General features: G+C 62.8%; 21 protein-coding genes. 17 read left to right on the top strand and 4 right to left on the bottom strand.

The annotated features are described in order from the left end of the window. Positions 1-21 precede the first annotated feature (21 nt). Positions 22-783: a slipin family protein gene (locus CWO89_RS00275; protein WP_130576581.1), complete on the bottom strand. Its 762-nt coding sequence runs from the start codon at positions 781-783 to the stop codon at positions 22-24. Continuing rightward, entirely contained in the window at positions 773-2,173 is a 1,401-nt protein-coding gene (locus CWO89_RS00280) for an NfeD family protein (protein ID WP_130576583.1), read from the bottom strand. The genes CWO89_RS00275 and CWO89_RS00280 overlap by 11 nt, the downstream gene beginning before the upstream one ends. A 261-nt stretch (positions 2,174-2,434) precedes the next feature. Here CWO89_RS00280 and CWO89_RS00285 point away from each other — a divergent pair, with 261 nt between their 5' ends. From CWO89_RS00285 to CWO89_RS00320, 8 genes are all read left to right on the top strand, one after another. Continuing rightward, positions 2,435-5,293, top strand: a complete 2,859-nt coding sequence (locus CWO89_RS00285) for an ATP-binding protein (protein WP_130576586.1) — start codon at positions 2,435-2,437, stop codon at positions 5,291-5,293. A 215-nt stretch (positions 5,294-5,508) separates the two neighbouring features. After that, entirely contained in the window at positions 5,509-6,501 is a 993-nt protein-coding gene (locus CWO89_RS00290; RefSeq protein ID WP_245475597.1) for an FAD-dependent oxidoreductase, read from the top strand. Between the two features lie 146 nt (positions 6,502-6,647). Beyond that, a complete protein-coding gene (locus tag CWO89_RS00295) occupies positions 6,648-7,508 on the top strand; it encodes a branched-chain amino acid ABC transporter permease (RefSeq protein WP_130576589.1) in 861 nt (286 codons plus the stop codon). A gap of 20 nt (positions 7,509-7,528) precedes the next feature. Then, the gene (locus CWO89_RS00300; protein WP_245475598.1) at positions 7,529-8,443 is read left to right on the top strand and encodes a branched-chain amino acid ABC transporter permease; all 915 of its coding nucleotides are present in this window, start codon (positions 7,529-7,531) and stop codon (positions 8,441-8,443) included. Further along, complete coding sequence (locus tag CWO89_RS00305) at positions 8,433-9,203, top strand: ABC transporter ATP-binding protein (protein WP_130576594.1); 771 nt, start codon at positions 8,433-8,435, stop codon at positions 9,201-9,203. Before CWO89_RS00300 ends, CWO89_RS00305 begins: the two co-directional genes overlap by 11 nt. Then, entirely contained in the window at positions 9,196-9,900 is a 705-nt protein-coding gene (locus CWO89_RS00310; protein ID WP_130576597.1) for an ABC transporter ATP-binding protein, read from the top strand. Before CWO89_RS00305 ends, CWO89_RS00310 begins: the two co-directional genes overlap by 8 nt. A 20-nt stretch (positions 9,901-9,920) precedes the next feature. Further along, positions 9,921-10,679, top strand: a complete 759-nt coding sequence (locus CWO89_RS00315) for an enoyl-CoA hydratase/isomerase family protein (protein WP_130576600.1) — start codon at positions 9,921-9,923, stop codon at positions 10,677-10,679. 33 nt (positions 10,680-10,712) lie between these two features. Beyond that, positions 10,713-11,855, top strand: coding sequence for an acyl-CoA dehydrogenase family protein (locus CWO89_RS00320; RefSeq protein ID WP_130576602.1), 1,143 nt, complete (start codon positions 10,713-10,715; stop codon positions 11,853-11,855). A gap of 71 nt (positions 11,856-11,926) precedes the next feature. On the opposite strand, the gene CWO89_RS00325 is transcribed toward CWO89_RS00320, so the two are convergent. Together CWO89_RS00325 and CWO89_RS00330 are read right to left on the bottom strand one after the other, a co-directional pair. Continuing rightward, positions 11,927-13,345, bottom strand: a complete 1,419-nt coding sequence (locus CWO89_RS00325) for a cytosine permease (RefSeq protein WP_130576605.1) — start codon at positions 13,343-13,345, stop codon at positions 11,927-11,929. A 310-nt stretch (positions 13,346-13,655) separates the two neighbouring features. Further along, positions 13,656-14,150, bottom strand: coding sequence for a MarR family winged helix-turn-helix transcriptional regulator (locus CWO89_RS00330; protein WP_349644853.1), 495 nt, complete (start codon positions 14,148-14,150; stop codon positions 13,656-13,658). A 163-nt stretch (positions 14,151-14,313) separates the two neighbouring features. Here CWO89_RS00330 and CWO89_RS00335 point away from each other — a divergent pair, with 163 nt between their 5' ends. The 9 genes from CWO89_RS00335 (at position 14,314) to CWO89_RS00375 (ending at position 24,913) form a co-directional block, all read left to right on the top strand. Then, positions 14,314-15,591, top strand: coding sequence for an amidohydrolase/deacetylase family metallohydrolase (locus CWO89_RS00335; protein ID WP_130576608.1), 1,278 nt, complete (start codon positions 14,314-14,316; stop codon positions 15,589-15,591). Positions 15,592-15,720: 129 nt separating this feature from the next. Beyond that, complete coding sequence (locus CWO89_RS00340; RefSeq protein WP_245475601.1) at positions 15,721-18,012, top strand: xanthine dehydrogenase family protein molybdopterin-binding subunit; 2,292 nt, start codon at positions 15,721-15,723, stop codon at positions 18,010-18,012. Then, entirely contained in the window at positions 18,009-18,845 is an 837-nt protein-coding gene (locus CWO89_RS00345; RefSeq protein ID WP_130576623.1) for an FAD binding domain-containing protein, read from the top strand. The genes CWO89_RS00340 and CWO89_RS00345 overlap by 4 nt, the downstream gene beginning before the upstream one ends. Further along, positions 18,842-20,047, top strand: coding sequence for a xanthine dehydrogenase family Fe-S subunit (locus CWO89_RS00350; RefSeq protein ID WP_130576625.1), 1,206 nt, complete (start codon positions 18,842-18,844; stop codon positions 20,045-20,047). Before CWO89_RS00345 ends, CWO89_RS00350 begins: the two co-directional genes overlap by 4 nt. 77 nt (positions 20,048-20,124) lie before the next feature. Next, a complete protein-coding gene (locus tag CWO89_RS00355) occupies positions 20,125-21,279 on the top strand; it encodes an ABC transporter substrate-binding protein (protein ID WP_130576627.1) in 1,155 nt (384 codons plus the stop codon). A gap of 242 nt (positions 21,280-21,521) precedes the next feature. Further along, positions 21,522-22,394 (top strand): branched-chain amino acid ABC transporter permease, encoded by an 873-nt coding sequence (locus CWO89_RS00360; RefSeq protein WP_028164695.1) that lies wholly within the window; start codon positions 21,522-21,524, stop codon positions 22,392-22,394. Beyond that, a complete protein-coding gene (locus tag CWO89_RS00365; RefSeq protein WP_130576629.1) occupies positions 22,391-23,434 on the top strand; it encodes a branched-chain amino acid ABC transporter permease in 1,044 nt (347 codons plus the stop codon). Before CWO89_RS00360 ends, CWO89_RS00365 begins: the two co-directional genes overlap by 4 nt. Continuing rightward, positions 23,434-24,216, top strand: coding sequence for an ABC transporter ATP-binding protein (locus tag CWO89_RS00370; RefSeq protein WP_130576632.1), 783 nt, complete (start codon positions 23,434-23,436; stop codon positions 24,214-24,216). The genes CWO89_RS00365 and CWO89_RS00370 overlap by 1 nt, the downstream gene beginning before the upstream one ends. Beyond that, entirely contained in the window at positions 24,209-24,913 is a 705-nt protein-coding gene (locus CWO89_RS00375) for an ABC transporter ATP-binding protein (protein ID WP_165420929.1), read from the top strand. The genes CWO89_RS00370 and CWO89_RS00375 overlap by 8 nt, the downstream gene beginning before the upstream one ends. Positions 24,914-25,094 lie beyond the last annotated feature (181 nt).

A 25,094-nucleotide genomic window follows, 5' to 3' on the forward strand; every position in this document is an offset into this window, starting at 1 on the left:
CCTTCAGGCACATGACCTTGGTCACGTTGACTCGCCCCGCAGACCGAGGCGATCAAACAGATTGATCGGGAGTGGGAAGACCACGGTCGAGGACCGTTCGCCCGCGATGTCGTGCAGCGCCGCGAAATAGCGTAGCTGCATCGCCTGCGGCTCCTGGGCGAGGATCCGGCCGGCCTCGACGAGCTTTTCGGCGGCCTGCTGCTCGCCCATCGCATTGATCACTTTGGCGCGTCGCAGCCGTTCCGCCTCGGCTTGCTTGGCTATCGCGCGCACCATGGTTTCGTTGAGATCGACATCCTTGATCTCGATCGACGTGACCTTGATGCCCCAGACGTCGGTCTGCTTGTCGAGGCTCTCCTGGATGTCGGCGTTTAACCTGTCGCGTTCTGCGAGCATCTCGTCGAGTTCGTGCTTGCCGAGTACCGAGCGCAGCGTGGTCTGTGCGAGCTGGCTGGTCGCGGCCATGTAATCGCCGACCTTGATGATCGCGCGCTCGGCATCGACGATGCGAAAGTAGAGGACGGCGTTGACCTTGACCGAGACGTTGTCGCGCGAAATCACGTCCTGCGGCGGCACGACCTGCACCATCACCCTGAGATCAACCTTCACGAGTTGCTGCACGACTGGAATGAGGATGATGAGGCCCGGGCCCTTCACGCCGGTGAAACGGCCGAGCGTAAAGACGACGCCGCGCTCATATTCTCGCAGGATGCGAACGGCCTGGGTCAAAAAAAGGATGACGATCAGCACAAGCGCTGCATAGGTCAAGTAATCAAGCATCATGATGTATCTCCTTCGCCGGTCGGGACTGGCGCCGCACCACCAGCGTCAGATCGATGATGTTGGCGACTTCAACCACCTCGCCCGGCTTGAAGGTTTCGGTGCCGCGCGCTTGCCATCGCTCGCCGTGCGTGAAGACATGACCTTCATTCTCGGACCAATCGAGGACCTTGGCGGACAGGCCTCGCATGGCTTGCGCGCCGACGCGGACCGGACCGCTGCGAGCGCGCCGAAGCGAACCGAGCACGACGAGAACAAAGCCGATGAACGTCGCCGTCACGATGGCGATGAGCCACCACGACAGTCGGTAGCCCGGCGCTTCGACCCTGAAGAGCATAACCGCTCCCAGCACAAAGGCGATGACTCCGCCGAGGCCGATCACGACCGTCGGGTTGAAGGCCTCGAAGGCGAGAAGCGCGATCCCGACCAGCATCAAGGCGAGGCCGGCGTAGCTGATCGGCAGCAAATTGAGGGCGTAGAGGCCCAGCAGCAGGCAGATCGTGCCGACGACGCCGGGGGCGACCGTGCCGGGGGACATGAATTCGAAGATTAGCCCGTAGACGCCAACCATCAGGAGAATGAACGCGACGTTGGGATCAGTGATGACCGCCAGGAACCGGGAGATCCATCCAGGATCGATTATTTCGACGACGGCGTCCTTCGTCGCCAGACGTTGCGTCTTGCCACTTGCAACCTCGACAACGCGACCATCGACCTTCGCGCGCAGTTCGACCGGATCGCGTGCGATGAGATCGATGACATGTTCGTGCAACGCGCCGTTGGCGGAGAGGGTGGCGGCCTCGCGCACCGCCTTCTCGGCCCAGTCGGCATTGTGGCCACGCAGTTCGGCGAGGCTGCGGATGAGGGCGACGGCATCATTCGTCACCTTTGCCGTCATGGCATCCTTTGGCTCGTGCTGGCGGTCGCTATCCTTGCTGTCTTTGCCCTCCTTGTCCGGGGTGCCACCCGGCAGACCCGGTATCGGACCGCCAATCTGCACCGGCGTCGCCGCACCGATATTGGTGCCCGGCGCCATTGCCGCGATATGGGTTGCATAGAGAATATAGGTCCCAGCGCTTGCGGCGTGGGCTCCGGAGGGAGCGACGTAACCGATGACAGGCACGGGCGAAGCGAGCACATCCGAGATGATCTCGCGCATGCTGGTGGTGAGACCGCCCGGTGTATTCAGACGCAGGATGACAATGTCTGCGCGTCGTTCGGCTGCTTTGGCCAGAGCGTCCTTCACGTAACTTGCCGACGCCGGCCCGATCGCTCCGTCGAGCGAAATAGTCAGTGCAAGACTGCGGTTCTCCTCCGCTAAGCCGGGAAGGAGCGAGACAACCAGAGCGACGATTGCAATCGCCGCAACGAGGGCCGCCTTTACGGTCTGCACGGCAAGCACTCCCTTGCCAAAAATATGGGGTTCCGTTCCGGAACCTCAATGGCCACGAACCACCGCACGCGCATGCCGTTGTGCAGTGCGATAGCTGGCACTCGCTTCCATTCTTGCAGAGCCTGAACCGATCAAGCGTGGCAAGCTTCGGCCCGGCGCACTCCTCACTTCGTTCTCGCCGGCGGCTTGTTTCTTTCGACCGGGCTGATGATAGGCTGCTAGCCTGGGTGGAAATTTAGAAACTCCTTGGGGCTTCTCCAAATGACGGCCGCATCAGGCCAGCGCCCCATCTATGCATGCGCGGGATGGGAAATCGATCTTGCCAGACGGGAATTGCGCTCTCAGGGAGCACCCGTACCTTTGGGCGGACGGGCCTTTGAAATCGTTGCAGAATTGGTCCAGGCAGAAGGCGAGCTGGTTTCCAAGAGTGATTTGACCAAGCGGGTTTGGCGGGGCGTATTCGTCGAGGAGGGCGCGCTTCGCGTGCACATCGCGGCGATCCGCAAGGCCCTCGGTCCGGATCGCGACATGCTGGCCACGACGGTCGGCCGGGGATATCGCCTTCTGGGATCATGGCTCATCCGGCATGTCGATGCGCCGGATCAGCCGGCCGCGCCCGAACTGTCGCCGTCGACCAACATTCCGGCCGCGACGTTCGATCTCATCGGTCGCGCTACGGCGATCGGTCATCTGTGGGAGCTTCTGTCAGCCTACCGAGTTGTGAGCCTCGTCGGGCCCGGCGGGATCGGCAAGACGGCGCTGGCGCTGCAGGCGGCCAGATCGCCGCCGTTCGGACTGACCGCCGACCGATTCCTCATCGAACTGGCCTCGCTTTCAAATTCCGAACTCGTGCCTTCAGCGGTTGCCGGCGTACTCGGCATCAAACTGGAAGGTGAAGAGATCTGCGCAGAGGCCATCGCGCGTGCCATCGGAGCACGGCAATTGCTGCTCGTTTTCGACAACTGCGAGCATGTGATTGGTGCCGTAGCCAGGCTGACCGAGACCATCGTCAGCCGCTGCTCCGGCACCACCATTATCGCGACCAGCCGCGAGGCCTTGCGCATCGATGGCGAGCATGTCTATCGCGTGCCTCCGCTGGAAGTGCCGCCTGAGCCTCTGCTCGCACCGGACGCCATCTTTGAACACACCGCAGTCGAGCTGTTCATGACCAGGGCGAAGGCGCAGGGCTCTAGTTTCGAACGCGACGAGGAGAACCTTGGCGCCATCGCCGCCATTTGCCGCCGGCTGGACGGCATTCCGCTCGCGATCGAGTTTGCCGCGGCACGTGCGACGATGCTTGGCCCGCCCAAGATTGCGGCGCTTCTGGACGATAGATTCAAATTCCTCACGACGGGCCGGCGCACCGCGCTGCCCCGGCAGCAAACGCTGCGCGCGACGCTCGACTGGAGCTATGACCTGCTGCCGGAGGCGGAGGCGCGGGTCTTGCGGCGGCTCGGCATATTTGCCGGAGACTTCCTGCTCGACGCGGTGATTGCGGTCGCCGGCGATCGCGAGAGGGGCGAAGTCACCGACCAGCTTGCCAACCTGGTCGCCAAGTCGCTTGCCGTCGCCGACATCCGTGGCGACCGGCCGCACTACCGCCTGCTGGATACGACGCGCGCTTACGCGCTGGAAAAGCTCCATGGTTCCGGGGAATATCCCGACGCCGCGCGCCGTCACGCGCAATATTATCGTGGCTTCTTCGCCAATGCAGAAGCCGAAAGCGAGTTGAAGCCGCAAGCGGAGTGGCTTGCCATCTACGGCCGGCACATCGACAACGTGCGTACCAGCCTTGATTGGGCATTCTCGCCCAGCGGCGATGCGCAGACCGGCGTGGCATTGACCGCGGCCGCGGTGCCGCTGTGGGTGCAACTGTCGCTGCTCGCGGAGTGCCGCGAGCGCACTGAGTTGGCGCTGGCAAGGATCGACGAAGCCACCCCTGGCATGTCGCGCCTGCGCATGCAGCTTTCGGCGGCACGCGCCTGGTCGCTGATGTACGGCGTCGGCAGGGCTCGCGAGGCCGGTCCCGCCTGGGCCTTGGCCTTGCAACTCGCGGAGCAACTCGGCGACGCCGACTATTTGCTGCGCGCGCTGTGGGGACTGTGCATCGATCAGTTCAACAATGGCGAGTTTCGCAAGGCGCTGGAATTCGCGTACCGCTTCGCCGAGGTCGCGGACAGCTCGAGCAACTCCGTCGACCTGATGATGGCCGACCGGCTTCTCGCCACCACGCTGCATTACCTTGGTGACCAGAACCTTGCGCATCATCACATCACGCGGACCTTGTCGCGCCTTTCGGATTTATCGCCAAAGCCGCAGGTGATCCGCTTTCGCTTCGATCTCCGGGTATCGGCGCACTATTTCCAGGCTCGCATCCTGTGGCTGATGGGGCTAGCCGACCAGGCCTTGCGCGTGGTCGAACACAACATCGAGGAAGGCCGGGCGAGCGGGCACGCCCTGACATTCTGCAGCGTGCTGGGGCAGGGCGCCTGCCCGATCACCTTCCTTGCCGGCGACCTCGATGCCGCGGAACGCTACTGTGCGCTATTGATCGAGCATACCGAGCGGCACCCGATCCGGCTGTGGAATTTATGGGCGCGCGCCTTCAGGGGCATGGTGATGGCAAGGCGTGGCGGCGTTGCCACAGGATTGCCGGTGCTGCGAAAGGCGCTCGAAGTGGCCGGCGAAGCGCGGTTCCTGCCACGCTTCCTGCTTCCGCTTGGCGAATTGGCAGCCTGTCTCGGCGAGGCCGGCGAAGTCGCGCAGGGGCTTGCCGCCGTCAATGAGGCGCTTGCGCGCTCCGAGGCGAGGGAAGAGCAATGGTACCAGGCCGAGCTGCTGCGTATCAAAGGCGAGCTGCTGCTCCGCGCCAGCGAACATCGCTCCGTTGTCGCCGCCAAGCAGTCCTTCGACAAATCGCTCCAGGTGGCGCGTAGCCAGGGCGCGCTGTTTTGGGAGCTGAGGACGGCAATCAGTCTTGCTCGATTGAGAGCCAGTCAGGACCGTTCTGCCGACGCACACCACATCCTTGCCTCCGTGTACGGAAAGTTCACCGAGGGTTTCGAGATTTCGGACCTGCGAAACGCAAGAGCAATGCTGGCGCAGCTTTCGACCGAGTGAGCCGCCTTGGCGCGATCCGCGGCTGCTCGCATCGTTCGGGTCGTACCAAGTCCCGCATTATCCGTTTTTCCGGGCCCATCCCATCGACAGCGCGCTGCTCTCGCCGCGCATGAGCTTCTCTTAATTTCCCGGTTTTTTGCGCCCGCGCGTCTTGCAACGGACGAGCGGTTGAGATATTTGTAATACATCACTACTATACTAATGAGGACTCAACGTTGGACGTTCGCGGTTCCATTCGAGTTGATAGCGATGTCTTGATTGTCGGGGGTGGAGCAGCCGGTGTTGCGGCGGCTATCGCCTCTGCGCGTCAGGGGCTGAGCGTTACGCTGGTCGAGCGCTACGGTTTCTGCGGCGGCGGTGCTGTCGCCGGGCTCTCAGGCACCGTCTGCGGTCTTTACGAAGCGACGAATAATATTGCGGCGGGCCCGCAACAGGTCGTTTTCGGTTTCGCCGACGAGTTTTGTCGGAGGCTCGAGGCGATGGGAGGGCTCGGCGCGCCATTGCTCTACGGCAAAACATGGGCTCGCGTCCACGACCCGCTGGTGTGGCGTGAGGCTGCAGATGCGATGCTGCGGGAAGCAGGCGTCCGCGTCATCTTCCATGCGGTTGCCCAGTCCGTGCGAATGGAGGGCGACAAGGTCGAAGGACTTGGCATCTGGACAAAGCAGGGGCCGGTGGATGCACGCGCGAAGGTCGTGATCGACGCGAGTGGCGATGCCGATGTGGTCGCGATGGCAGGGCTGCCGAATTTCATCGGCGACAACGGCGCGGTGCAAAATCCGACGATGATCTTCCGTATGATGGGAGTCGATGTCGAGCGCTTTGTCGGCGAATACGGCGTCGACACGATCATGCCGGAGAAGGTCTCCGCGATGATCCGCGCCAAGCACAATGCCGGCGACTACAAGCTCCCACGCGCCAAGATCTGGTTGTTTCCTACCACGCGTCCGGGAGAGCTACTGTGCAATTGCACGCGCGTGATCGGGCCGGATGGCCGAGAGCTGAACACGCTATCTTACCGGGACTTTACCGACGCGGAAATCGAAGGTCGGCTGCAGGCTCGCGAATACCGTCGACGATGTTGCCAAGATCCGGTCTGCGTTGCTGGCCATGACTTACGACGGGTTGTGGAAGATCCGATACGACAAGACCGGGGAGGCGGTGTTCGGGTTCGACGTGGTGCATGTGCGCAAGGGCGGCTCGATTGAAATCGTCAAATACGATCCGACCAAAGAATAGCTGAGATCGTCGCGCTTCGGCTTTCCCGGAATGTCTTCTTGGTCCGGGAAAGCCCCTCCATCGATGAGGGGAGGGGCATTTGCCATGGCGTGCTCTCCTAACGGACACAGTATCCATGTCGCAGCTAATTATCGGGCAGATGCTCAACGGCGTGATCGTCGGCTCGCTCTACGGCATCATCGCGCTCGGCGTGACGCTCACCTTCGGTTTGACCGGCATTGTGAATTTCGCGTTGGGCGCCTTCATGATGCTCGGCGCCTACACAACGTGGTATTTCTACGATGTGCTCGGCTTGCCGTATGCGTTGGCCGTGCTTGGCGCCGTCTGTGCCGTCAGCGTCGTCGGCTACGTCTCGGATCGCGCGCTGTTCCAATTCACGCGCGGCAATCTCGTCAATGGCTTGCTTGTGTCGATCGGCATGATCTCGGTATTCGAGGCGCTCGTGCTGGCGGCCTTCACCACGACGCCGAAGGACCTCACTTACGTGCTGCCTGGCGCGTTGAACATCGCGGGGATTATCCTTCCCAAGATCAAAATCGTTGTCTGCGTCGTCTTCCTGGCCGTGATATTCGGCACTTATCTCGCGTTGACGCGCACTTGGCTTGGCCGTGCGGCGTTCTCCTATGCGCAGAATCCCGAGGCGGCTGCGCTGATGGGGGTTCACACCGGACGATTGCAAACGATCGTCGTCGTGTACTCGACGGCGCTCGCAGGTCTTGGCGGGGGGCTCTACGCCAGCATGTACTCCATCGAGCCGACGATCGGCTCCGGATACATTCTAAAGGCGGTGGAAGCTGCGATCCTTGCCGGCGTCGGAAGCGTCATTGGAGCGTTGGGTGGCGGCATCATTCTCGGTATCAGCGAGAACATAGGATCCGTCTTCCTTCCATCCGCCTTCCGTGACGCCTACGGGCTCGTCTTCCTGATCGCGATTCTCCTCGTTCGTCCGGGCGGCCTCTTTGGAGATCGGCCATGAGATACGCCATCGCCATCGGATTGCTCGCCGCGCTGCTGGCGCCGCTCATAGCTCATAGCGATTCGGTTCTTGCCATTGCGATTTACGCCTTCATGGCTGCGTCGCTGGCGGTGAGCTTCAATCTGATATTCGGATTCACCGGCCAGTTGTCGATGTTCCACGCGGCATCCTTCGGCGTGTCGGCCTACATCGTCACGATCCTCGTCACGACGTTCGGCTGGAATTTCTGGTTGGCCATAGCTCCTGCCCTCGCCGTCGTTCTCATCCTGTCGCTGATCGTTGGAACAATTTGTTTCCGGTTCAAGCTGAAAGAGTTCTACTTCGCCGTGGTCACGATGGCGTTTTCGGAGGTGCTGCGGTTGATCATTCTGAACTGGAACGGAATGACGAACGGCTCACTTGGCATCACCGTCGTGGACAGGCCGAGCCTCTGGACGCCGATTGGAAACGTTGCGATTTCGGGCGGGGTTGCCTGGTACTACCTGACGCTGGCACTGTTGGTTGTCGTATACGTCGTCTGCCATGGGGTCCTTTCGTCGTGGATCGGACGGTGCCTTGCAGCGATCCGCCTGAACGACCAGTTAGGCGAAACCCTGGGTATCGATGTTTTCAAATACAAGCTGCTGAGCTTTGCGATCGGAAGCGTGCTCGCAGGCTTGGTCGGCGCCTTCTACGGGTTCTATTCAGGTTTCGTTGAGCCGCACTATCTCTCGATACCACTCGGGCTAGACATTATTGCGATGGTTCTGCTCGGCGGGGTTGGGTCGCTGATCGGGCCCGTGATCGGCGCCTTCGTATTGACGGCGCTTCCTCACGTCATCGAGTTGAGCGCGGAGCTCCGTATCGCGCTCTACGGTTCGATTCTGGTCTTTGTCATCCTGGTCATGCCGAAGGGCATCGTTGGCCTGATCGGGAGCAAAAGAAATGCTGCTTGATATCCGGAACCTGACCAAGCGCTTCGGCGGTCTGACAGCCGTTTCGAACGTCTCCTTCGGAATCGAGCGGGGCGAAATCATCGGAATCTTCGGACCCAACGGCTCCGGGAAGACCACGACGCTCAGTCTGATCGCGGGAATTCTCGTGCCGACGGACGGCAGCATTGTCTGGAAAGGCAAGGATATCAGCGCGGTTCCGCCGTTTGAAGTTGCGCAGCATGGACTGGTGAAGACGTTTCAGAATCCGCAACTGTTTCCCGAGCTGACTGTCGCCCAGCACATGCGCATTGCATGTCACCTCCATATCAAACGCGCATTAGGCTTCGGTCGCGTGTGGTCACTATTCGGAGGCATGCCCGCTGAGCTGAACGGCACGCTGACCCGCAAAATCGACCAGATGCTCGAATTGTGCAGGCTGGCCGATAAGCGAAACGAAGAGGCGGGAGCTCTGTCCTATGGGGGCGAGAAGATGTTGGGCGTCGCAATGGGAATGGTTTGCGAGCCCGAACTGCTGTTGCTCGACGAGCCGGCCTCGGGTCTCGGCCACGATGAGATCATGAACCTCGACGCGGTCCTGCGCGATTTGAGAACGCACGGGGTGACGCTCTGCATCATTGATCACAAGGTTGGGTTCCTGGGCCGGCTGGCGGATCGCTCGATCGCACTTCATCACGGCGCGGTCATCGCCACCGGAAAGACCGCAGACGTTCTCGCCAACGAAGCAGTCATCGAGGCTTATTTGGGCAAGAAGCATGCTTGATGTCACCGATCTCAACGTCAGTTACGGCAAGCAGAAGGTCCTTAGAGGAATATCCTTTGAGCTTCGGCAGGGCGAAGTCGTCACGCTGATCGGGCCGAATGCCGCCGGAAAATCAACGACCTTGCGCACGCTTGCCGGGTTGAAAAGGAGCGACTCCGGAAAGATCGCCTTCGACGGCGGTGACATGGCTTCCATATCGACAGCCGAGCGCGTCAAGTGCGGGCTGGTGCTCGTTCCGGAAGGCCGCCAGATCTTTCCGCGAATGTCGGTCCATGAGAACCTGTTGATGGGAGCTTACCATCGGTCCGATCGCGACCATGTCGAAGACGATATCGAACGCATCTTTTCCATGTTCCCTCGTTTGCGTGAGCGCAGCACGCAGCGAGCTGGCTCGATGTCGGGTGGCGAACAGCAGATGCTCGCCATCGGACGTGGATTGATGTCTCGGCCGAAGTTGATGCTGCTCGATGAGCCGACACTGGGTCTCGCGCCGATCATTATCGAAGAACTTGGGCGGATCATCCGCAATCTGGCCAAGGAGGGCCTTGCGATCCTGCTCGCGGAGCAGAATGCGGTGATGGCTCTGGGATGCGCGGATCGCGCCTACGTGCTCCAGTCCGGCGACATCGTGACGTCGGGTGATGCGAAACGGCTCTCGGAGGCTCCCGAGGTCAAGCAGATGTATCTTGGCGCGTGACGTCTATTTGCTGGTGATCCATGAGCGATAAGCAGGAAGTTGTTGGTCTGGAGAAGCGGGGTGACGTTGCGGTCGTCACCTTGTTGAGGTCTTCGCGCCGCAATTCGATGAATCAGGAACTCGTGGACGGGGTGAGGGCGGCCCTGATCGAGCTGGATCGCGATGAGAGTGTCGGCGCCATCGTTCTCGTCGGTGCGCCACCTGGCTTTTCCGCCGGCAGCGACCTGAAGTTCATCGGTGCGCTCGGTCTCGAGGCGATGGGGCGGTTCGAGCAGGAATGCGGGGACTTGGGCCGCCTGATCGGTTTCATCAGCAAGCCCGTCGTTGCCGCGGTTGAAGCGTTCGCGATCGGTGGCGGATTTACATTCGCCACGTGTTGCGACGTCGTTGTCGCTGGGCGCGGATCGAAGTGGAGCTTGCCCGAGGTGCCGCATGGATGGCTCACTCCCTGGGGCATCAAGTCGCTGGTTGCTCGCGTAGGGCTGGTCAAGGCTCGTTTGCTCTGCTTCTGCCTTGAGCCGCTGACCGCCGAAGGGGCGCGAGAACTCGGCGTCGTCGATTATTGTTGCGATGATGGCGAGGCGCTTTCGACCGCTGTCAGTATCGCCGAAAAGCTGGCCTTGCTCCCAAGGCCGGCAGTTGCGGCAACCAAGCGCTTCTTTTCTGGCTATCTGATGGAAAATGCCGAGGCGATGGACTTCGAAGCCAATCGCCTCTTCCTCGACAATTGTCGGGAGAGAGCCGCCCAGGCGACCCTTGACAAGTTCCGGCACCGCTGATGGCCGCCATCCCAACCAGAAAGGACTGGACCGATGCTCCTTGACCTCAATGAAGAAGAAAGACTGCTGAAAGAAGGTCTCGAACAGTTCGCCGAAGGTTCGATCCGGCCGAAGATCAAGCCGTTCGTGGACCGGCATGAGTTTCCCACCGAACTCGTCAGAGAGTTTCTCTCGCTCGGCTTCATGGGTACGGCCTACGATCCGGATTTCGCCGGCGGCGGACTTGGCACCCGAGGCGCGGCGATCGTGGCCGAGACGTTGGCTCGCGCAGAGCCGGGCTTCGCGGCGATCTATCTTTGCAACAGTGCGCCGATGACGGTGATCGCACGCTACGGCTCCGACGAAATCAAGAAGAAGTGGCTGGAGCCGCTATGCCGCGGCGATTTCATCGCCTCGTTTGGTGTCACCGAACCCAGCGGCGGGTCGGACGTCGCCAGCATCAAGACACGGGCCGTGGAAGATGGCGATTCCTTTGTGCTGTCGGGATCGAAGGTGTTCTCCACGAATGCCGGCACGCCTCTGCACGGAGTGTCGACGTTCGTCGCTGTCACTGACCCGGAGCTGGGCCCCAAGGGACTCTCGACCTTCGTCGTGCCGGTTGGAACGCCTGGCTTCAAGGTCGGCAAGCCCGGCCGCAAGATTGGCTGGCGGATTGCAGATTCGGTGGAGCTGTTTCTCGATGAATGCCGCGTGCCAAAAGCGAATATGATCGGCAATCGTGGGGACGGATTGAAGCAGATACTTACCACTCTAAGCATCGGCCGCATTCTTGTTGGCGCCACAGGCCTGGGGCTCGCCCGCAAGGCGATGGACCTCGCGAAAACCTACGGGGCAGGTCGCAAGATCGGCGGAGTGCCGATATTCAATCACCAAGGACTGACATTCCCGCTGGCCGACGCGCTTACGAAGATTCACGCGGCCGAACTCATGATCCGCAATGCTGCCTGCTTGGCAGACGCGGACCGGCCATTCCGTCTCGAAACATCCATGGCCAAGTTATTTGCGACCGAAATGGCGGATGAAGTTGCCGATATCGCTCTGCAGGTTCACGGCGGCTACGGTGCGTTCGAAGAGTATGAGGTGTCCGGGCTCCTCGGCGAAGCACGGGTCCTTCGTATCCTTGAGGGTACAAGCGAAATCCAGCGTCTGGTGATCGCTCGTGAGCTGATGGCGTAACGCACTGCTAAGATCGGATTGCCTACATGCCCGTTGCCCGGGGCGACGTCAGGTGATGATCCACTATCCCTTCACTGGCTCGCGCTGGTCGCGGCAATAGGCGTGGTGGCGGTCGCGCGCTTGCTGAGTGCCAGATATACTGCGGCCGATACGCCGATGCCGAACAGCCAGCTCAAATCCGCGCCGCCGAGGAGGCCGGTCGAGATCGGACCCTGCAGTGCGCTAACGAGGCCGTCTTCCACCGACCAGCCGGCAACGAGACCCGCGAAGAAGGCGATGATCCCGCTCCAATTGATGTCGCCATAGGCGCTGGTCTCCGGCGAGCGGTAGAGTTCGGCGACGTCGATCTTGCCCCTTCGCTTGATGTAGAAATCGGCGAGCACGACGCCGGCCCACGGGCTCATCCACAACAAGAGGCTGATCATCCAGTTGTCGAACGCCTTCGCAAACGACGGCGCGAAGATGAAGTACAGCGTGACCAGATAGCCGGCGATGCCGACGATGATCGCTAGCGCGACGCGCGAGAGCCTGAAGCCTGCGCTGAGCGCGGCGAGCGCAGCCGAATAGACATTGAGGATATTGGTCGCAATCGGTCCGTGCAGCACCATCAGCAGCACGAGGATGCTGGTCGGACCGCCGAACACCGCGCTGACCATCTTGGCCGGATCGGTATCCAGCGTTGTGCTGGCGATCGTCGCGCCCAGGATGGCGAGCCACACGCTCGGTACGAACATCCCGACATAGCTGTACCAGAACACAGAGCTTGACGGCACGCTCCTCGGCACGAAGCGCGAATAGTCCGATGCCCAGGTGACCCAGGAGATGCCCCAACCGACGCCGATCGCTGTCATCAACAGCGTCAGCATCGCCAGATGCGCGCCGCCCGAAAGGGAGGTGGTGAGGCCCCAATTGACGACGCCCGGACGCGACCACGCCAGCACGCTCATCAGGATCATGATGGCAACCGTCGCCGGCACCGTATATTTCTCGAAGGTCCGGATCGCGTAGAAGCCGTACACGCCGATCCCGACCTGAAGCACCATCACCAGCGTGATGATGATGATCTCGACCAGCCAGGTGTCGGGAATGCCGAACTGGCCAAGGATGGCGACTGCGATCTTCACGGGGAAGTAGGTGTTCACGCCGATCCAGCACAGCGTCATCAGGAACATCAGGATGCTCGGCAGATAGGCGCCGCGAACGCCGAAGGCCGAGCGGCTCAAGACCATTTGGTTGACGCCGGTCCTGTGACCCATCACGGTGAAGGACGCAAAGATCGCGCAGCCGATGATGTTGCCGATCACGATTACCGCGATCGTTTCCATGAGGCCGAGCTTCAGGATGATGCCGCGCGCGCCGAGCGCCCAGTTCACCGGCGCGATATTGGCGCCGGCCCAGATCCACATCTGCTGCGGTCCGGTGGAGTCCCGGTCGGCGTCAGGAATAGGCTCGGTGCTATGAATATCGGCGCGAAGCTCGGAATCCGTCATGACATCCCCCGTTCAATACGAAGCACGCTTCGTAATCGTCGGGCGCAGCAACAATCATGCCATGGAAGGAAGGCGCGTCCGCAAAGCGTGCCGCTCCGCACGCCGATGCGACGGGTGGTTCGAAGAATTGACGCTGTCTTTTCAAGGTCGAGACGGTGTCGCTCCCGGTCTATGTCGACGTGCAGGCCGGTCGTTGCAACGCTTGGTCATGCCAGTCCGGGCGTCGGCAGAGCCGGGACCGCAATAGCGAGCGTGCGATCACAGATTGTGCAGGCCGCGCCAAAAAGACAGCCAGCGACTCCCGTTCCATCTAGTCGAAAAGGGCAGCAGCGCTGTCGCGATTGGCGTTGCCCGCAACGATGCGTTGCATCATTTCGATGAACAAGCTGCGTTCCTTCTCTGTCAAGCCGGCGAGGGTGGCGTGATGTGCGGTCCGCGCCGATGCCTCGATCCGGGAGAGCAGGGCCGTTCCGGCCGATGTCAACCGGCAGAGCCGGGCGCGTCGGTCGTCTTTGTTGACGGCCCGTTCGACCAGATTGCGGGCAGCGAGCCGCTTCAGCGCGCCGGTCGTCGTGGTCCGATCCAGCGCGATATCGGCCGCCAATGTAGTCTGATCGGCGGTTCCTCGCGCCGCTAGCGCCGACAGCAGGCTGTATTGCAGCGGCGTTATCTCGAATTGGCCGCACGCTTCCTGGAACAGCGCGACGTGGATCTGATGCAGGCGCCGGATCAGGAACCCTGGCCGTTGTGACAATGGCCATGGGTGATGCCTGGTCTCACCGCGACGCTTCTTCGCTTGCTGCAACGCACAGTCTCCAGCCTTGGAACGTGGCGCGAGTAGCCCGATTCGAGTGCACGCGCCATCACCAGATCATGGCATGAAGCTTGCTTTTTGGAAAATACGAAGCATGCTTCGTATTTCCGCGAGAGCGGGATCAACCCGCCGGCGAGCCTTAAGGAGAACGTTCATGTCCATCAGCGCCAGCTTCGACCTGCTTTTGCGTGGCGGCCGCGTGATCTGCCCGGCCTCCGGCATCGACGGCATCCGGGATGTTGCCATTCGCAACGGCAAGATCGCGGCGGTACAGGCGGATATCCTGCCAACCAGTGCGAGGGAAGTGATCGACGTCGGTGGCAAGCTGGTGCTGCCGGGACTGATCGATACGCATGCGCATGTCTATCAATACGTCACCGGACGGTTCGGAATGAACGCCGACATGGTCGGGGTGCAGTCGGGCGTTACGACGCTGGTCGATCAGGGCGGTCCGTCCTGCATGACGCTGCCGGGCTTTCGTCACTTTGTTGCCGAGACCTCGAAGTCGCGCGTCTATGCGTTCCTGTCGGCCTATCTCGTTGGCGGGCTCGAAGGACATTACTATCCGCAGCTCTATAGCCCTGACGGAGTCGACATCGACGCCACCGTCAAGGCGGCGAGGGCCAATCCTGACATCGTTCGCGGTATCAAGGCGCATGCCGAGATCGGTGGCTTTGCGCGCTGGGGCATTCGCGTCATCGAAATGTCAGCGGAGATCGGTCGCCGCGCCGATTTGCCGGTCTATGTCCACTTCGGCCAGCTCTGGGGCCTGCCTGAAAGCGGCGCGAACGGTGAGGATGCCGACACCATCCTGACGCGTGTGATCCCGTTGTTGCGCGAAGGGGACATTCTCGCGCATCCGTTCACGCGCCATCCGGGCGGATTCGTCAACCGCGAGGGCGAGGTGCATCCCGTGATCCAAGCAGCGCTTGATCGCGGCCTCAAGGTCGATGTCGGTCACGGCAGCCATTTCTCCTATCGGCTCGCCAAGAAGGCGATCAGTGCCGGCATCGTCCCGACCACGCTCGGCGCCGACATCCACGGCTACAACACGCATGTGCCCGCGCCCGCCGGCACGCCGGACCAGCACGAGGACGAAGAAAACCATCCGTTCGCCGGCCAGGCAAAGTTCAGCCTGGTGCAGGCGATGAGCTCGATGATGGCGCTGGGGCTCTCGCTCGAGCAGGTGGTGCCGATGGTCACCTCCAATCCGGCGAAGATGCTCGGCCGGGACGAGGAGATCGGCGCGCTCAAAGTCGACAGAGATGCCGATGTCTCGGTGCTCACGGAGCAGACCGGGCGTTTCGTCCTTCGCGACAACGAGAAGACTGAAGTCATCGCCGAACGGCTGCTGCAGCCGGCGTTCTGTTTGCGCGCCGGCACGCGCTACGACGCGGTGGCGCCGATCCTGCCGCAAGCGATCGCGGCGTAAGGGGACCGTAGCAGTCCGACCGGGGAGAACGCCACCGTGCGTAACGAGCGTGACTTTTCCTCCGCACCAGGGGCAGGCGCCGGGCAGGGCGTCGGCGCGCGGCTGTCACGCAAGGAGGACGATCGGCTGATGCGCGGCCGCGGCCAGTTCGTGGCCGACATTCGTCTTGCCGGGCTGCAGGATGTTGCGTTCGTGCGCAGCCCGCTGGCCCACGCGCGTATCAGTGGCATCCATGTGCCCGAGCGCTATCGTGGAAAAGTCTTCACTGCCGCCGATCTCATCGGCGTCAAGCCGATCCGCGCGGTGTCGGCGTTGCCGGGCTTCAAGATTTCCGAACAGCCGGTGCTGGCCAGCGGCAAGGTCCGCCAGGTCGGCGAACTCGTCGCGATGTGCGTGGCGCCGACGCGCGCCGAAGCCGAGGACATCGCGGCTTCTGTCACGCTCGATCTCGAAGAGCTTCCCGCCGTCTACGACATGCTGAAGGCGCGCGAGCCTGGTGCGGCGCTGGTGCACGAGCATTGGGGCGACAACGTCTTCCTCGAGACCAACTACGAGGTCGACATCTCAACAGCGCTGGATGCGCCGATCAAGGTGACGCGCGAGATATCGACCGCACGGCAGTGCATGTCGCCGCTTGAGGGGCGCGGCGTGGTCGCGACCTTCGATCACCGGCTCGATCAGCTCACGCTCTATTCGGCCGCCCAGATGCCGCATGTCACCCGCAGCGGCCTCGCCAAATGCCTTGGCATGGAGGAGGGGCGGATCCGCCTGATCTCGCCCGATGTCGGCGGCGGTTTTGGCCACAAGGGAATTCTGCTTCCCGAGGAAGTCTGCCTCTCCTGGCTGACCATGCGCTGTGGTCATCCGGTGCGCTGGACCGAGGATCGCCGCGAGCATCTCACGGCGAGTTCGAACTGCCGGGAGCATCACTACAAGATCACGGTCTATGCCAACAGCGACGGAAGGCTGCGCGGCATCGATTGCGAGGCGACGGTGGATTCCGGCGCCTATTCCTCCTATCCGTTCTCGGCCTGTCTCGAGGCGGCGCAGGTCGCGAGCATCCTGCCCGGTCCCTATCTGATGCCGGCCTATCGCTGCCGGACTTTCTCGGTTGCGACCAACAAGTGCCCGATCCTGCCCTATCGTGGCGTCGCGCGCACCGGCGTCTGCTTTGCGCTGGAACTGATGCTGGATCTGGTCGCCGCGGAAGCGGGCCTCGAGCCCGGCGAAGTGCGCCTGCGCAACCTGATCCGGCCGGAGCAGATGCCGTTCGACAACATCACCAAGAAGCACTTCGACAGCGGCGACTATCCCGAGGCGATGCGGCGAGCTTTGGCGACGATCGATGTCGACGCGGTCCGCGCCCGGCAGCGCAAGCGAGAGGCTGATGGACGGCGGATCGGCGTCGGCGTTTCCATCTATTGCGAGCAGGCGGCACATGGCACCTCGGTCTATGCCGGCTGGGGCATTCCGATGGTGCCGGGTCACGAGCAGGCGTCCGCGCGACTGACGCCGGATGGTGGTCTCGAACTGCGCGTCGGCGTGCATTCGCACGGGCAGGGCATGGAGACGACGCTCGCGCAGGTCGCCCACGAGATGCTCGGCATTGATGTCGCCAACGTGCGTATCATCCTCGGCGACACCGCGATGACTCCTTATTCGACGGGCACCTGGGGTTCGCGTTCGATGGTGATGGCGGGTGGCGCAGTCGCAACCGCGTGCCGCGAACTCGGCGAGCGCGCCAGGCGCATCGGTGCCAAGCTGTTGCAGCACGATCCGGCAGCGGTGGTGCTGCAGAGCGGTGAGGTCCGCGGCGTCAACGGCAGCGTGACGTTGAAGGAGATCGCCTACACCTGGTATCGCCGCCCGCAGGATCTCCCTGCCGACGTCGATCCCGGCGGACTTGAGGTCACCTCCGGCTACAAGCCGCAGCGCGACAGCGGTACCTTCAGCTACGCCGCGCATGCAGCCGTCGTCGCCGTTGATCCCGATTTGGGTGAAGTCGAGATCCTCGACTATGTCGTCGTCGAGGATGGCGGCGTGCTGGTCAATCCGATGGTGGTGGACGGCCAGATCTATGGTGGCCTCGCGCAGGGTATCGGCACCGCGCTCTATGAGGAGATGCCGTTCGACGCATCCGGCCAGCCGCTTGCGACGACGCTCGCCGATTATCTCCTGCCCGGACCGACCGAGGTGCCCGCTGCACGCCTCGATCACATGGAGACGCCGTCGCCCTATACGCAGTTCGGGGTGAAGGGCATCGGCGAGGGCGGCGCGATCGCACCGCCGGCCGCGATCGCCAATGCCGTCAATGATGCGTTGAGACCGCTTGGCGTCGAGATGATGCAGTCGCCGATTACGCCGCACCGTATTGTCGAGGCTGTGCTCGCCGCTCGCGATGCAGAAAGGACGGCGGCATGAAACCCGCGCCCTTCGGCTATGAGCGTCCGCGCGACCTGCCGGCAGCGCTTTCGCTGTTGGCGGAAGCCAACGGGGCGTCGAAGATCATCGCCGGCGGGCAGTCGCTAGGTCCGATGCTCAACCTGCGACTGGTCCAGCCGGAACTGGTCGTCGACATCACCGGCCTTGCCGAGCTCAAGCAGGCCGAGCGACGCGGCGACGAACTCGTGCTCGGGGCCTGCATCACGCATGCCGACATCGAGGATGGACGAACGCCGGATGTGACGCGTGGCGCCATGCGGGGTGTCGCCGCCAACATTGCCTATCGCGCGGTGCGCAATCGCGGCACGATCGGCGGCTCGCTCAGCCATGCCGATCCGGCCGCGGACTGGGTGTCGGCGTTTGCGGCTTTCGGCGCGCGGCTGACGCTGCGCAGCCTCGCAGGAGCGCGTACCGTCGCGATGGAAGATTTCATCCTTGGCGCGCTTGAATCCATTTTGCGGCCCGGCGAGATCGTCGAGACCATCCATGTTCCGGCGCGGCCGGCATCGGCGCATTGGGGCTACGTCAAGAGCTGCCGCAAGACCGGCGAGTTCGCGCATGCGCTCGGCGCCGTGATGATCGATCCGAGCGCTGCGACGGCGCGCGTGGTGATGGGCGCGATCGACACCACGCCGATCGTGATCTCGGATGCCGCGGAACTGTTCGGCGGGCGCATCGCCGGCGACTACAAGGAGCGCTTTGACGTGCGCGTCGCCGACGCTCTTCTCGCCAAGGCCGGCATCGGCAATCCGGCCGACCGACATATCCATGTGAGCGTGCTCAGGCGCGCCGTCCGTGAGGCGGCCGCATGAACATGATTGCGCTCAACGTCAACCGACGTGCGGTACAGGCTGAGGCGGAGCCGCGCACGAGTCTGGCCGACTTCGTTCGCGACAAGCTTGATTTGACCGGTACGCATCTTGGTTGCGAGCATGGTGTCTGCGGCGCCTGCACAGTGCTGCTCGACGGTGTGCCAGCGCGCTCATGCATCACTTATGCGGTGGCTTGCGAGGGTGCCGATATCACCACGATCGAGGGCCTCGATGAGGATGACATCACGACCGAGCTCCGCGCCGCCTTCACCCGCGAGCACGCCCTGCAATGCGGCTATTGCACGCCGGGTATGCTGGTCTCCGCGCGCGACCTCGTCCTGCGCCTGACCGCGGCCGACGAGCGCCAGATTCGCATCGGCTTGAGCGGCAATCTCTGCCGCTGCACCGGTTATGTCGGCATCGTGCGTGCCGTGCAGTCCGTGATCGCGGCGCGGCGTGCCCGCAATATCGCGCCCGAACCGGACGGAGGCCGAAAGGTCCTGGGGCCAGCGGGCTCCGGGCGAAGCGGGCGAGAGGGCGCGATCCAGGCGTCGCGGCCAATTGAGGCTGAACCCGCCTATGCATCCGAGGCGGCGGTATCGCCGGCCGAGATGGCGGACTTCACGCCGGCCAACAGGCTGGAACGGGACTTCACGCTTCCATACCCGCCAAAGGATGTCTTTGCGATGTTCGACGACATCGCCGCCGTTGCGGCTTGCCTGCCAGGCGCGTCGTTGACGGCGGTCCCGAGCCCCGAACGGGTCGAAGGCGCCATCCGCGTCAAGCTTGGTCCGATCGCCGCGAGCTTCCAGGGGACGGCGCGCATCGAGCGCGAACCGAGGAATCTCTCCGGTCGCATCGTCGGCATCGGCAACGACCGGCGCAGCCGATCGGCGACCCAGGGCGAAATCCGGTACCGGTTGGCGCCGATCGAAGAGGGCGTGGCGACGCGCGTCGATCTCTTAATCGGATACACGCTGACGGGAATGCTGGCGCAGGTCGGGCGGCCGGGATTGGTGCGCGACCTCGCCGAGCGGCTGACCGCGGAATTTGCCGCCAATCTCGATCGCCGCATGTCGGGGGCCTCGCCCGAGCAGGCAACCGCGAAGGAGCTGGAGGGATTTTCGATGATTTCGGGAGTTTTGCGCGCGCGCATCGCGCGCTGGTTGGGTCGCTTCGTCAAGCGAGACGGAACGGCATGATGTTTCGGCGTCTCCCCATATCGCGGGGTGGCGAGGTTGGGACTGCGCGGAGATCAACAGAGGAATTGGAGAGCCACATGATAAGGACTTCCAGGATTGTTCCGGCAATTGCGCTGGTGACGGTTTTGCTTGGCAGCGGGGCCGAGGCGCAAACCATCAAGATTGGCGTGAACGAACCGCTCACCGGCGCGTTTGCCGCCTCCGGCACCTATGTCGTCAACGGTGCCAAGATCGCCGCCGACGAGATCAACGCCAAGGGCGGCATTCTCGGCAAGAAGATCGAGCTCGTCATCGAGGACAACAAGAGCAATCCGACCGAAGCGGCGGCCGTCGCCGAGAAGCTGATCACCAGCGACAAGGTGCCGGTGCTGATGGGCGCCTGGGGCTCGAGCCTGACGCTCGCGGTGATGCCGAAGCTGATCGAGTATGAGACGCCGATGGTCGTCGAGACGTCGTCGTCGAGCAAGATCACCACCACCGGAAACCCCTTCATCTTCCGCATCTCGCCGCCGTCGTCGGTCGAAGCCGCGGCCTTCAAGGGCATCGTCGACAAGCTCGCGTTGAAGAAGGTCGATTTCCTCGTCATCAACAACGACTGGGGCCGCGGCACCGCCGAGGATTTCAGCAAGATGATGAAGGAGAAGGGGATCGGCATCGGCCTGGTCGAGACCATGGACCAGGGCGCGCAGGACATGAGCGCGCAGCTCTCCAAGATCAAGGGCTCGGACTCCGAAACCGTCATTGTCACGACCGCGGTCGACCAGCTCACCTTGATCTTCAAGCAGGCGGCGGCGCTGGGCCTGAAGAAGCGCATCATCGCCACTGGCGGCTCGCAGAATCCGGATCAGATCATCGCGCAGGCGGGCGCCGCGGCCAACGGCACCATGCACTTGACGACCTTCCTGCCCTGGTTCCCCGAGAAGACGCCGAACCCGGAAGCGACCAACTATTTCGTGTCGGAATGGAAGAAGCGCGGCTTCGATTTCGCCGGCTGCACCGAGAGCTTCCGCGGCTATGACGGCATTCGCACCGCGGCGGCCGCGATCGAGAAGGCGGGCAAGGCGGAGCCCGCGGCGATCAAGGCGGCGCTGTGGGACATCAACGTGAAGGGTTTGAACGGCGATATCGTATTCCGCAAGTCCGGACCTGCAGGCAAGGAGAGCGGCCAGAGCCAGCCGAACGTCTACCTGATCGAGATCAGCGACGGCAAAGTCGACATGAAGACGCTGTGACGATGAGATTGAAGCGAGCAACGACGGCGCTCCGCTCCCTCTCCGGCGTGCGGGAGAGGGCTGGGGTGAGGGTATCTCCGCGAGTCGCCGTGTGGAGAGAGCCTTCACCCGGCGCGGAGCCTGTACTCGGACGGCGCGAAGCGCCGATCCGGGTGCGCCGACCTCTCCCGCAAGCGGGAGAGGTGGAGTTTGCGGACCGACCGCTTCAACCAATTCCTATCGCGCTTTAGCACGGAGCCGCCTTGAGCGAGTTTCTGCAACATCTGATCAACATGCTTGTCCTCGGCGGCACCTACGCGCTGCTGGGGATCGGGCTGACCTTGATCTTCGGCATCATGAACGTGGTGAACTTTACGCACGGCGTGCTCTATACCTTCGGCGCCTACATCATGTTCATCGTGGTGCAGCAGCTTGGGTTGAACTTCTTCCTCGCGTTGCCTGTCGCTGTCGTCGCGGGCTGGCTCCTGGGCGCGGTGATTGAACTGACCTTGCTGCGGCCGCTGCGCGGCTCCGATATCGATACCACCATGCTGGTGATGATCGGCGCCTGGATCGCGATGCAATCCGCCACGCTGTGGATATGGGGCGGGGTCGCGAAATCGGTCGCGACACCGTTTCCGGAGGCGCCGCTTGTATTGGGGCCTGTCTCCGTCTCCTGGCTGCGGCTGTTCGTCCTGGCGGCCGCAGCGCTTCTGATCGTGGTGACGTACCTGCTCATCAACCGCACCAAGCTCGGCTGCGCGATGCGCGCGACGTTCCAGGACCAGGACACCGCGTCGCTGATGGGGGTCAACGTCGATCTCATCTATACCTCGACCTTTGCGATCGGCTCGAGCCTGGCCGCCGCGGCCGGCGCGCTGCTCGGCCCGGTCTATGTGATCTTTCCCCAGATGGGCGATCTTGCCGCGGTCAAGGCGTTCGCGATCGTGATCCTCGGCGGGCTCGGCAACATCACCGGCGCGGTGATCGGCGGTTTCATCCTGGCGTTGGCCGAGGAACTCGGCGCCGGCTACATATCGTCGGGATATCGGGACGCGATGGGCTTCCTGATCATCATCGCGGTGCTGATCTTCAAGCCCACCGGTCTGTTCGCGCGTTCGGAGCGCGTGGGATGAGGGCAGCGATCACCATGCTCGCGCTCGCGGCCTTCGCATCCGTGCCGCTCTGGCTGCGCGATCCTTATCTCCTGAACGCGCTGATCACGACCGGCATCTTCATCATCGCTGCAATGAGCCTCAATCTCCTGCTCGGTTTCACCGGCCAGCTCAGCCTCGGTCACATCGCCTTCTTCGGCATCGGCGCCTATGTCAGCGCGCTGACCTCGCTCGGCTTCGATATCGGCCTGCCCGGCGGCTTCCGTCTGGTTCACGAACCATGGCCGCCGATTGCGGGGCTCGCGCTGGCGATCCTGGTCGCGGGATTGTGCGGCTATTTCGTCGGGTTACTTTCCTTCCGCGTCCGCGGCGCCTATTTCGTGATCGTCACGATTTCCTTTGCCGAGGTCGTGCGGCTGGTAGCGCTGAACTGGGTCGAGCTGACGCAGGGGCCGCTGGCGTTGACCAATATCCCGTCGATCGCGATTGGCTTGCCGAGTCTCGGTGAATTGACGCTGCGCACCAAGCTGCAGAACTATTATCTCCTGCTCGCAGTCGCAGTCGTCGCCTATCTCCTGATCGCGCGGCTTGTGCACTCCCATTTTGGCCGCGCCATGCGCGGGTTGATGGAAAACGAAACGCTGGCGGTGTCGGTCGGGATCGACGTCACGAAGACGCTCACGCTCGCCGCGGTCATTTCGGCTGCTATCGCGGGCGCGGCCGGCAGCCTTTATGCGCACTACATCCGGATCATCGATCCCGAGGTGTTCGCCTTCATCAACACGGTGACGATGGTGATCATGGTCATCAGCGGCGGCAAGGGCTCACTGGCCGGACCGGTCGTCGGCGGCCTGATCTTCGGATTGCTGCCGGTCGTCCTGCGTCCGATCATGGCGCCGGAAGCACAATGGATCGCCTATGGCGGCGTGCTGATCGTGATCCTCTTCGTACTGCCGCGCGGCATCGTACCTTCATTGGCGCAGCGGTTCGCCAGACGGAAGCGCCAAGCCGCAACGGTTGCTCCGGTTGCCTTCTCCGAACGTGCCAAGGAGCCTGCGTAGTGACCTCGCGTGCGATCGCCTTGGACGTGGAGCAGGTCGCCGTTCGCTTCGGCGGGCTCGTCGCGCTCTCGGATATGAACTTTACGGTAGGCGAGGGCGAGATCGTCAGCCTGATCGGCCCGAACGGCGCCGGCAAGACCACCGCGTTCAACGTCGTGACCGGCTTTCTGGATCCCGCCCATGGCAAGGTGAGTTATCGCGGGACCACGCTTAACGGACTGAAGCCGCATCAGATCGCTGATCTCGGATTGATCCGCACCTTTCAACGGACCAGTGTTTTCCCAAACGACACGGTTTACGACAATCTTCTGATCGGGTTGCACCGCCAGGGCCGGGTTGGCCTGTTCGAAGCGATTCTTGGCCTGCCGCGCGGACGCGCGTCGGAACGCCGGCTGCGCGAGCGCGCCGCCGAACTCGTCGAATGGGTCGGGCTCGAGCGTCGCGCCCACGACCCCGCAGGTTCGCTGTCGTATGGCGAGCAGCGCCTCGTCGGCGTGGCGCTGGCGCTGGCCGCGGAGCCGTCGATGCTGCTGCTCGACGAGCCGGTCTCCGGCATGAATGCGTCTGAGACCCACACGTTCGTCGAACTCATCCGCAATATCCGTGACCGCGGCGTTACCATCCTTCTGGTCGAGCATGACATGCCGATGGTGATGAGCGTGTCGGATCGGATCGTGGTGTTGAACTACGGCCGGATCATCGCGGAAGGACCGCCGGATGAGATCCGGAACGATCCTGACGTCATCGAAGCCTATCTCGGGCAGGGAGCCGCGCGTGCTTGAGATACGCGACATCGTCTGCGGCTATGGCGGCGTCACTGCGCTGCGGGGCATTTCGCTGCAGGTGAAGGCCGGGCAGCTCGTCGCTCTGATCGGCGCCAATGGCGCCGGCAAGAGCACGACGCTGCGCGCGATTTCCGGATTGGTACCGCTGCGTTCCGGACAGATGTTCTTTGACGGCAAGGATATCACCGCGGCGCGACCGCCGCGCGTGCTGGCGAGCGGGATCGCGCATTACCCGGAGGGGAGGCGCGTGTTTCCGCACATGACTGTCGAGGAAAATCTTGACATGGGCGCCTATCTGCGCAACGACGCGGGCGGGATCGCCGCGGACCGCGACCGCATCTTCACTGAGTTTCCGCGTCTTGCGGAGCGGAAGCGGCAAGCGGCCGGTACCCTGTCGGGCGGCGAGCAACAGATGCTGGCGATCGGCAGGGCGCTGATGTCGCGGCCTCGCCTCGTCATGTTTGACGAGCCGTCGCTTGGGCTCGCGCCGAATATTGTCGAGCGAACGTTTGCCATCATTCGCGGCATCCGCGATGCTGGCACGACCGTTTTACTGGTGGAGCAAAACGCCTTCGCTGCGCTTGAGATGTGCGATCAGGCTCACCTCATCGAGAGCGGTCGCATCGTTCTGTCTGGCGTCGGCGCGGAGCTGATCGCGAACGAGCATGTGCGAAAGGCCTATCTGGGTGGCTGATCCGCCGCGGTCGCTCGGACGGCGATCTGTCCTTTGAGCCGGTTGATCGAAAAGACCTTCGTCTGCACCAGCATCGGCGGCAATAACGTCAGTATCTATCCTGACATGTGGGTGCAATATGGGCGACTTAAGGTCCCCGCCGCCGCTATGACCGTCGCTTGAATCGTTGAGGGCAGCCAAT

It is taken from the genome of Bradyrhizobium sp. Leo170, assembly GCF_004296405.1.
GTDB lineage: Bacteria > Pseudomonadota > Alphaproteobacteria > Rhizobiales > Xanthobacteraceae > Bradyrhizobium.

Coding starts and splice junctions, on each gene's coding strand:
- CWO89_RS00350 (WP_130576625.1), top strand. CDS start 18,842: ATGAACATGATTGCGCTCAACGTCAACCGACGTGCGGTACAGGCTGAG.
- CWO89_RS00320 (WP_130576602.1), top strand. CDS start 10,713: ATGCTCCTTGACCTCAATGAAGAAGAAAGACTGCTGAAAGAAGGTCTC.
- CWO89_RS00355 (WP_130576627.1), top strand. CDS start 20,125: ATGATAAGGACTTCCAGGATTGTTCCGGCAATTGCGCTGGTGACGGTT.
- CWO89_RS00305 (WP_130576594.1), top strand. CDS start 8,433: ATGCTGCTTGATATCCGGAACCTGACCAAGCGCTTCGGCGGTCTGACA.
- CWO89_RS00345 (WP_130576623.1), top strand. CDS start 18,009: ATGAAACCCGCGCCCTTCGGCTATGAGCGTCCGCGCGACCTGCCGGCA.
- CWO89_RS00335 (WP_130576608.1), top strand. CDS start 14,314: ATGTCCATCAGCGCCAGCTTCGACCTGCTTTTGCGTGGCGGCCGCGTG.
- CWO89_RS00295 (WP_130576589.1), top strand. CDS start 6,648: ATGTCGCAGCTAATTATCGGGCAGATGCTCAACGGCGTGATCGTCGGC.
- CWO89_RS00325 (WP_130576605.1), bottom strand. CDS start 13,345: ATGACGGATTCCGAGCTTCGCGCCGATATTCATAGCACCGAGCCTATT.
- CWO89_RS00340 (WP_245475601.1), top strand. CDS start 15,721: ATGCGCGGCCGCGGCCAGTTCGTGGCCGACATTCGTCTTGCCGGGCTG.
- CWO89_RS00285 (WP_130576586.1), top strand. CDS start 2,435: ATGACGGCCGCATCAGGCCAGCGCCCCATCTATGCATGCGCGGGATGG.
- CWO89_RS00275 (WP_130576581.1), bottom strand. CDS start 783: ATGATGCTTGATTACTTGACCTATGCAGCGCTTGTGCTGATCGTCATC.
- CWO89_RS00315 (WP_130576600.1), top strand. CDS start 9,921: ATGAGCGATAAGCAGGAAGTTGTTGGTCTGGAGAAGCGGGGTGACGTT.
- CWO89_RS00365 (WP_130576629.1), top strand. CDS start 22,391: ATGAGGGCAGCGATCACCATGCTCGCGCTCGCGGCCTTCGCATCCGTG.
- CWO89_RS00310 (WP_130576597.1), top strand. CDS start 9,196: ATGCTTGATGTCACCGATCTCAACGTCAGTTACGGCAAGCAGAAGGTC.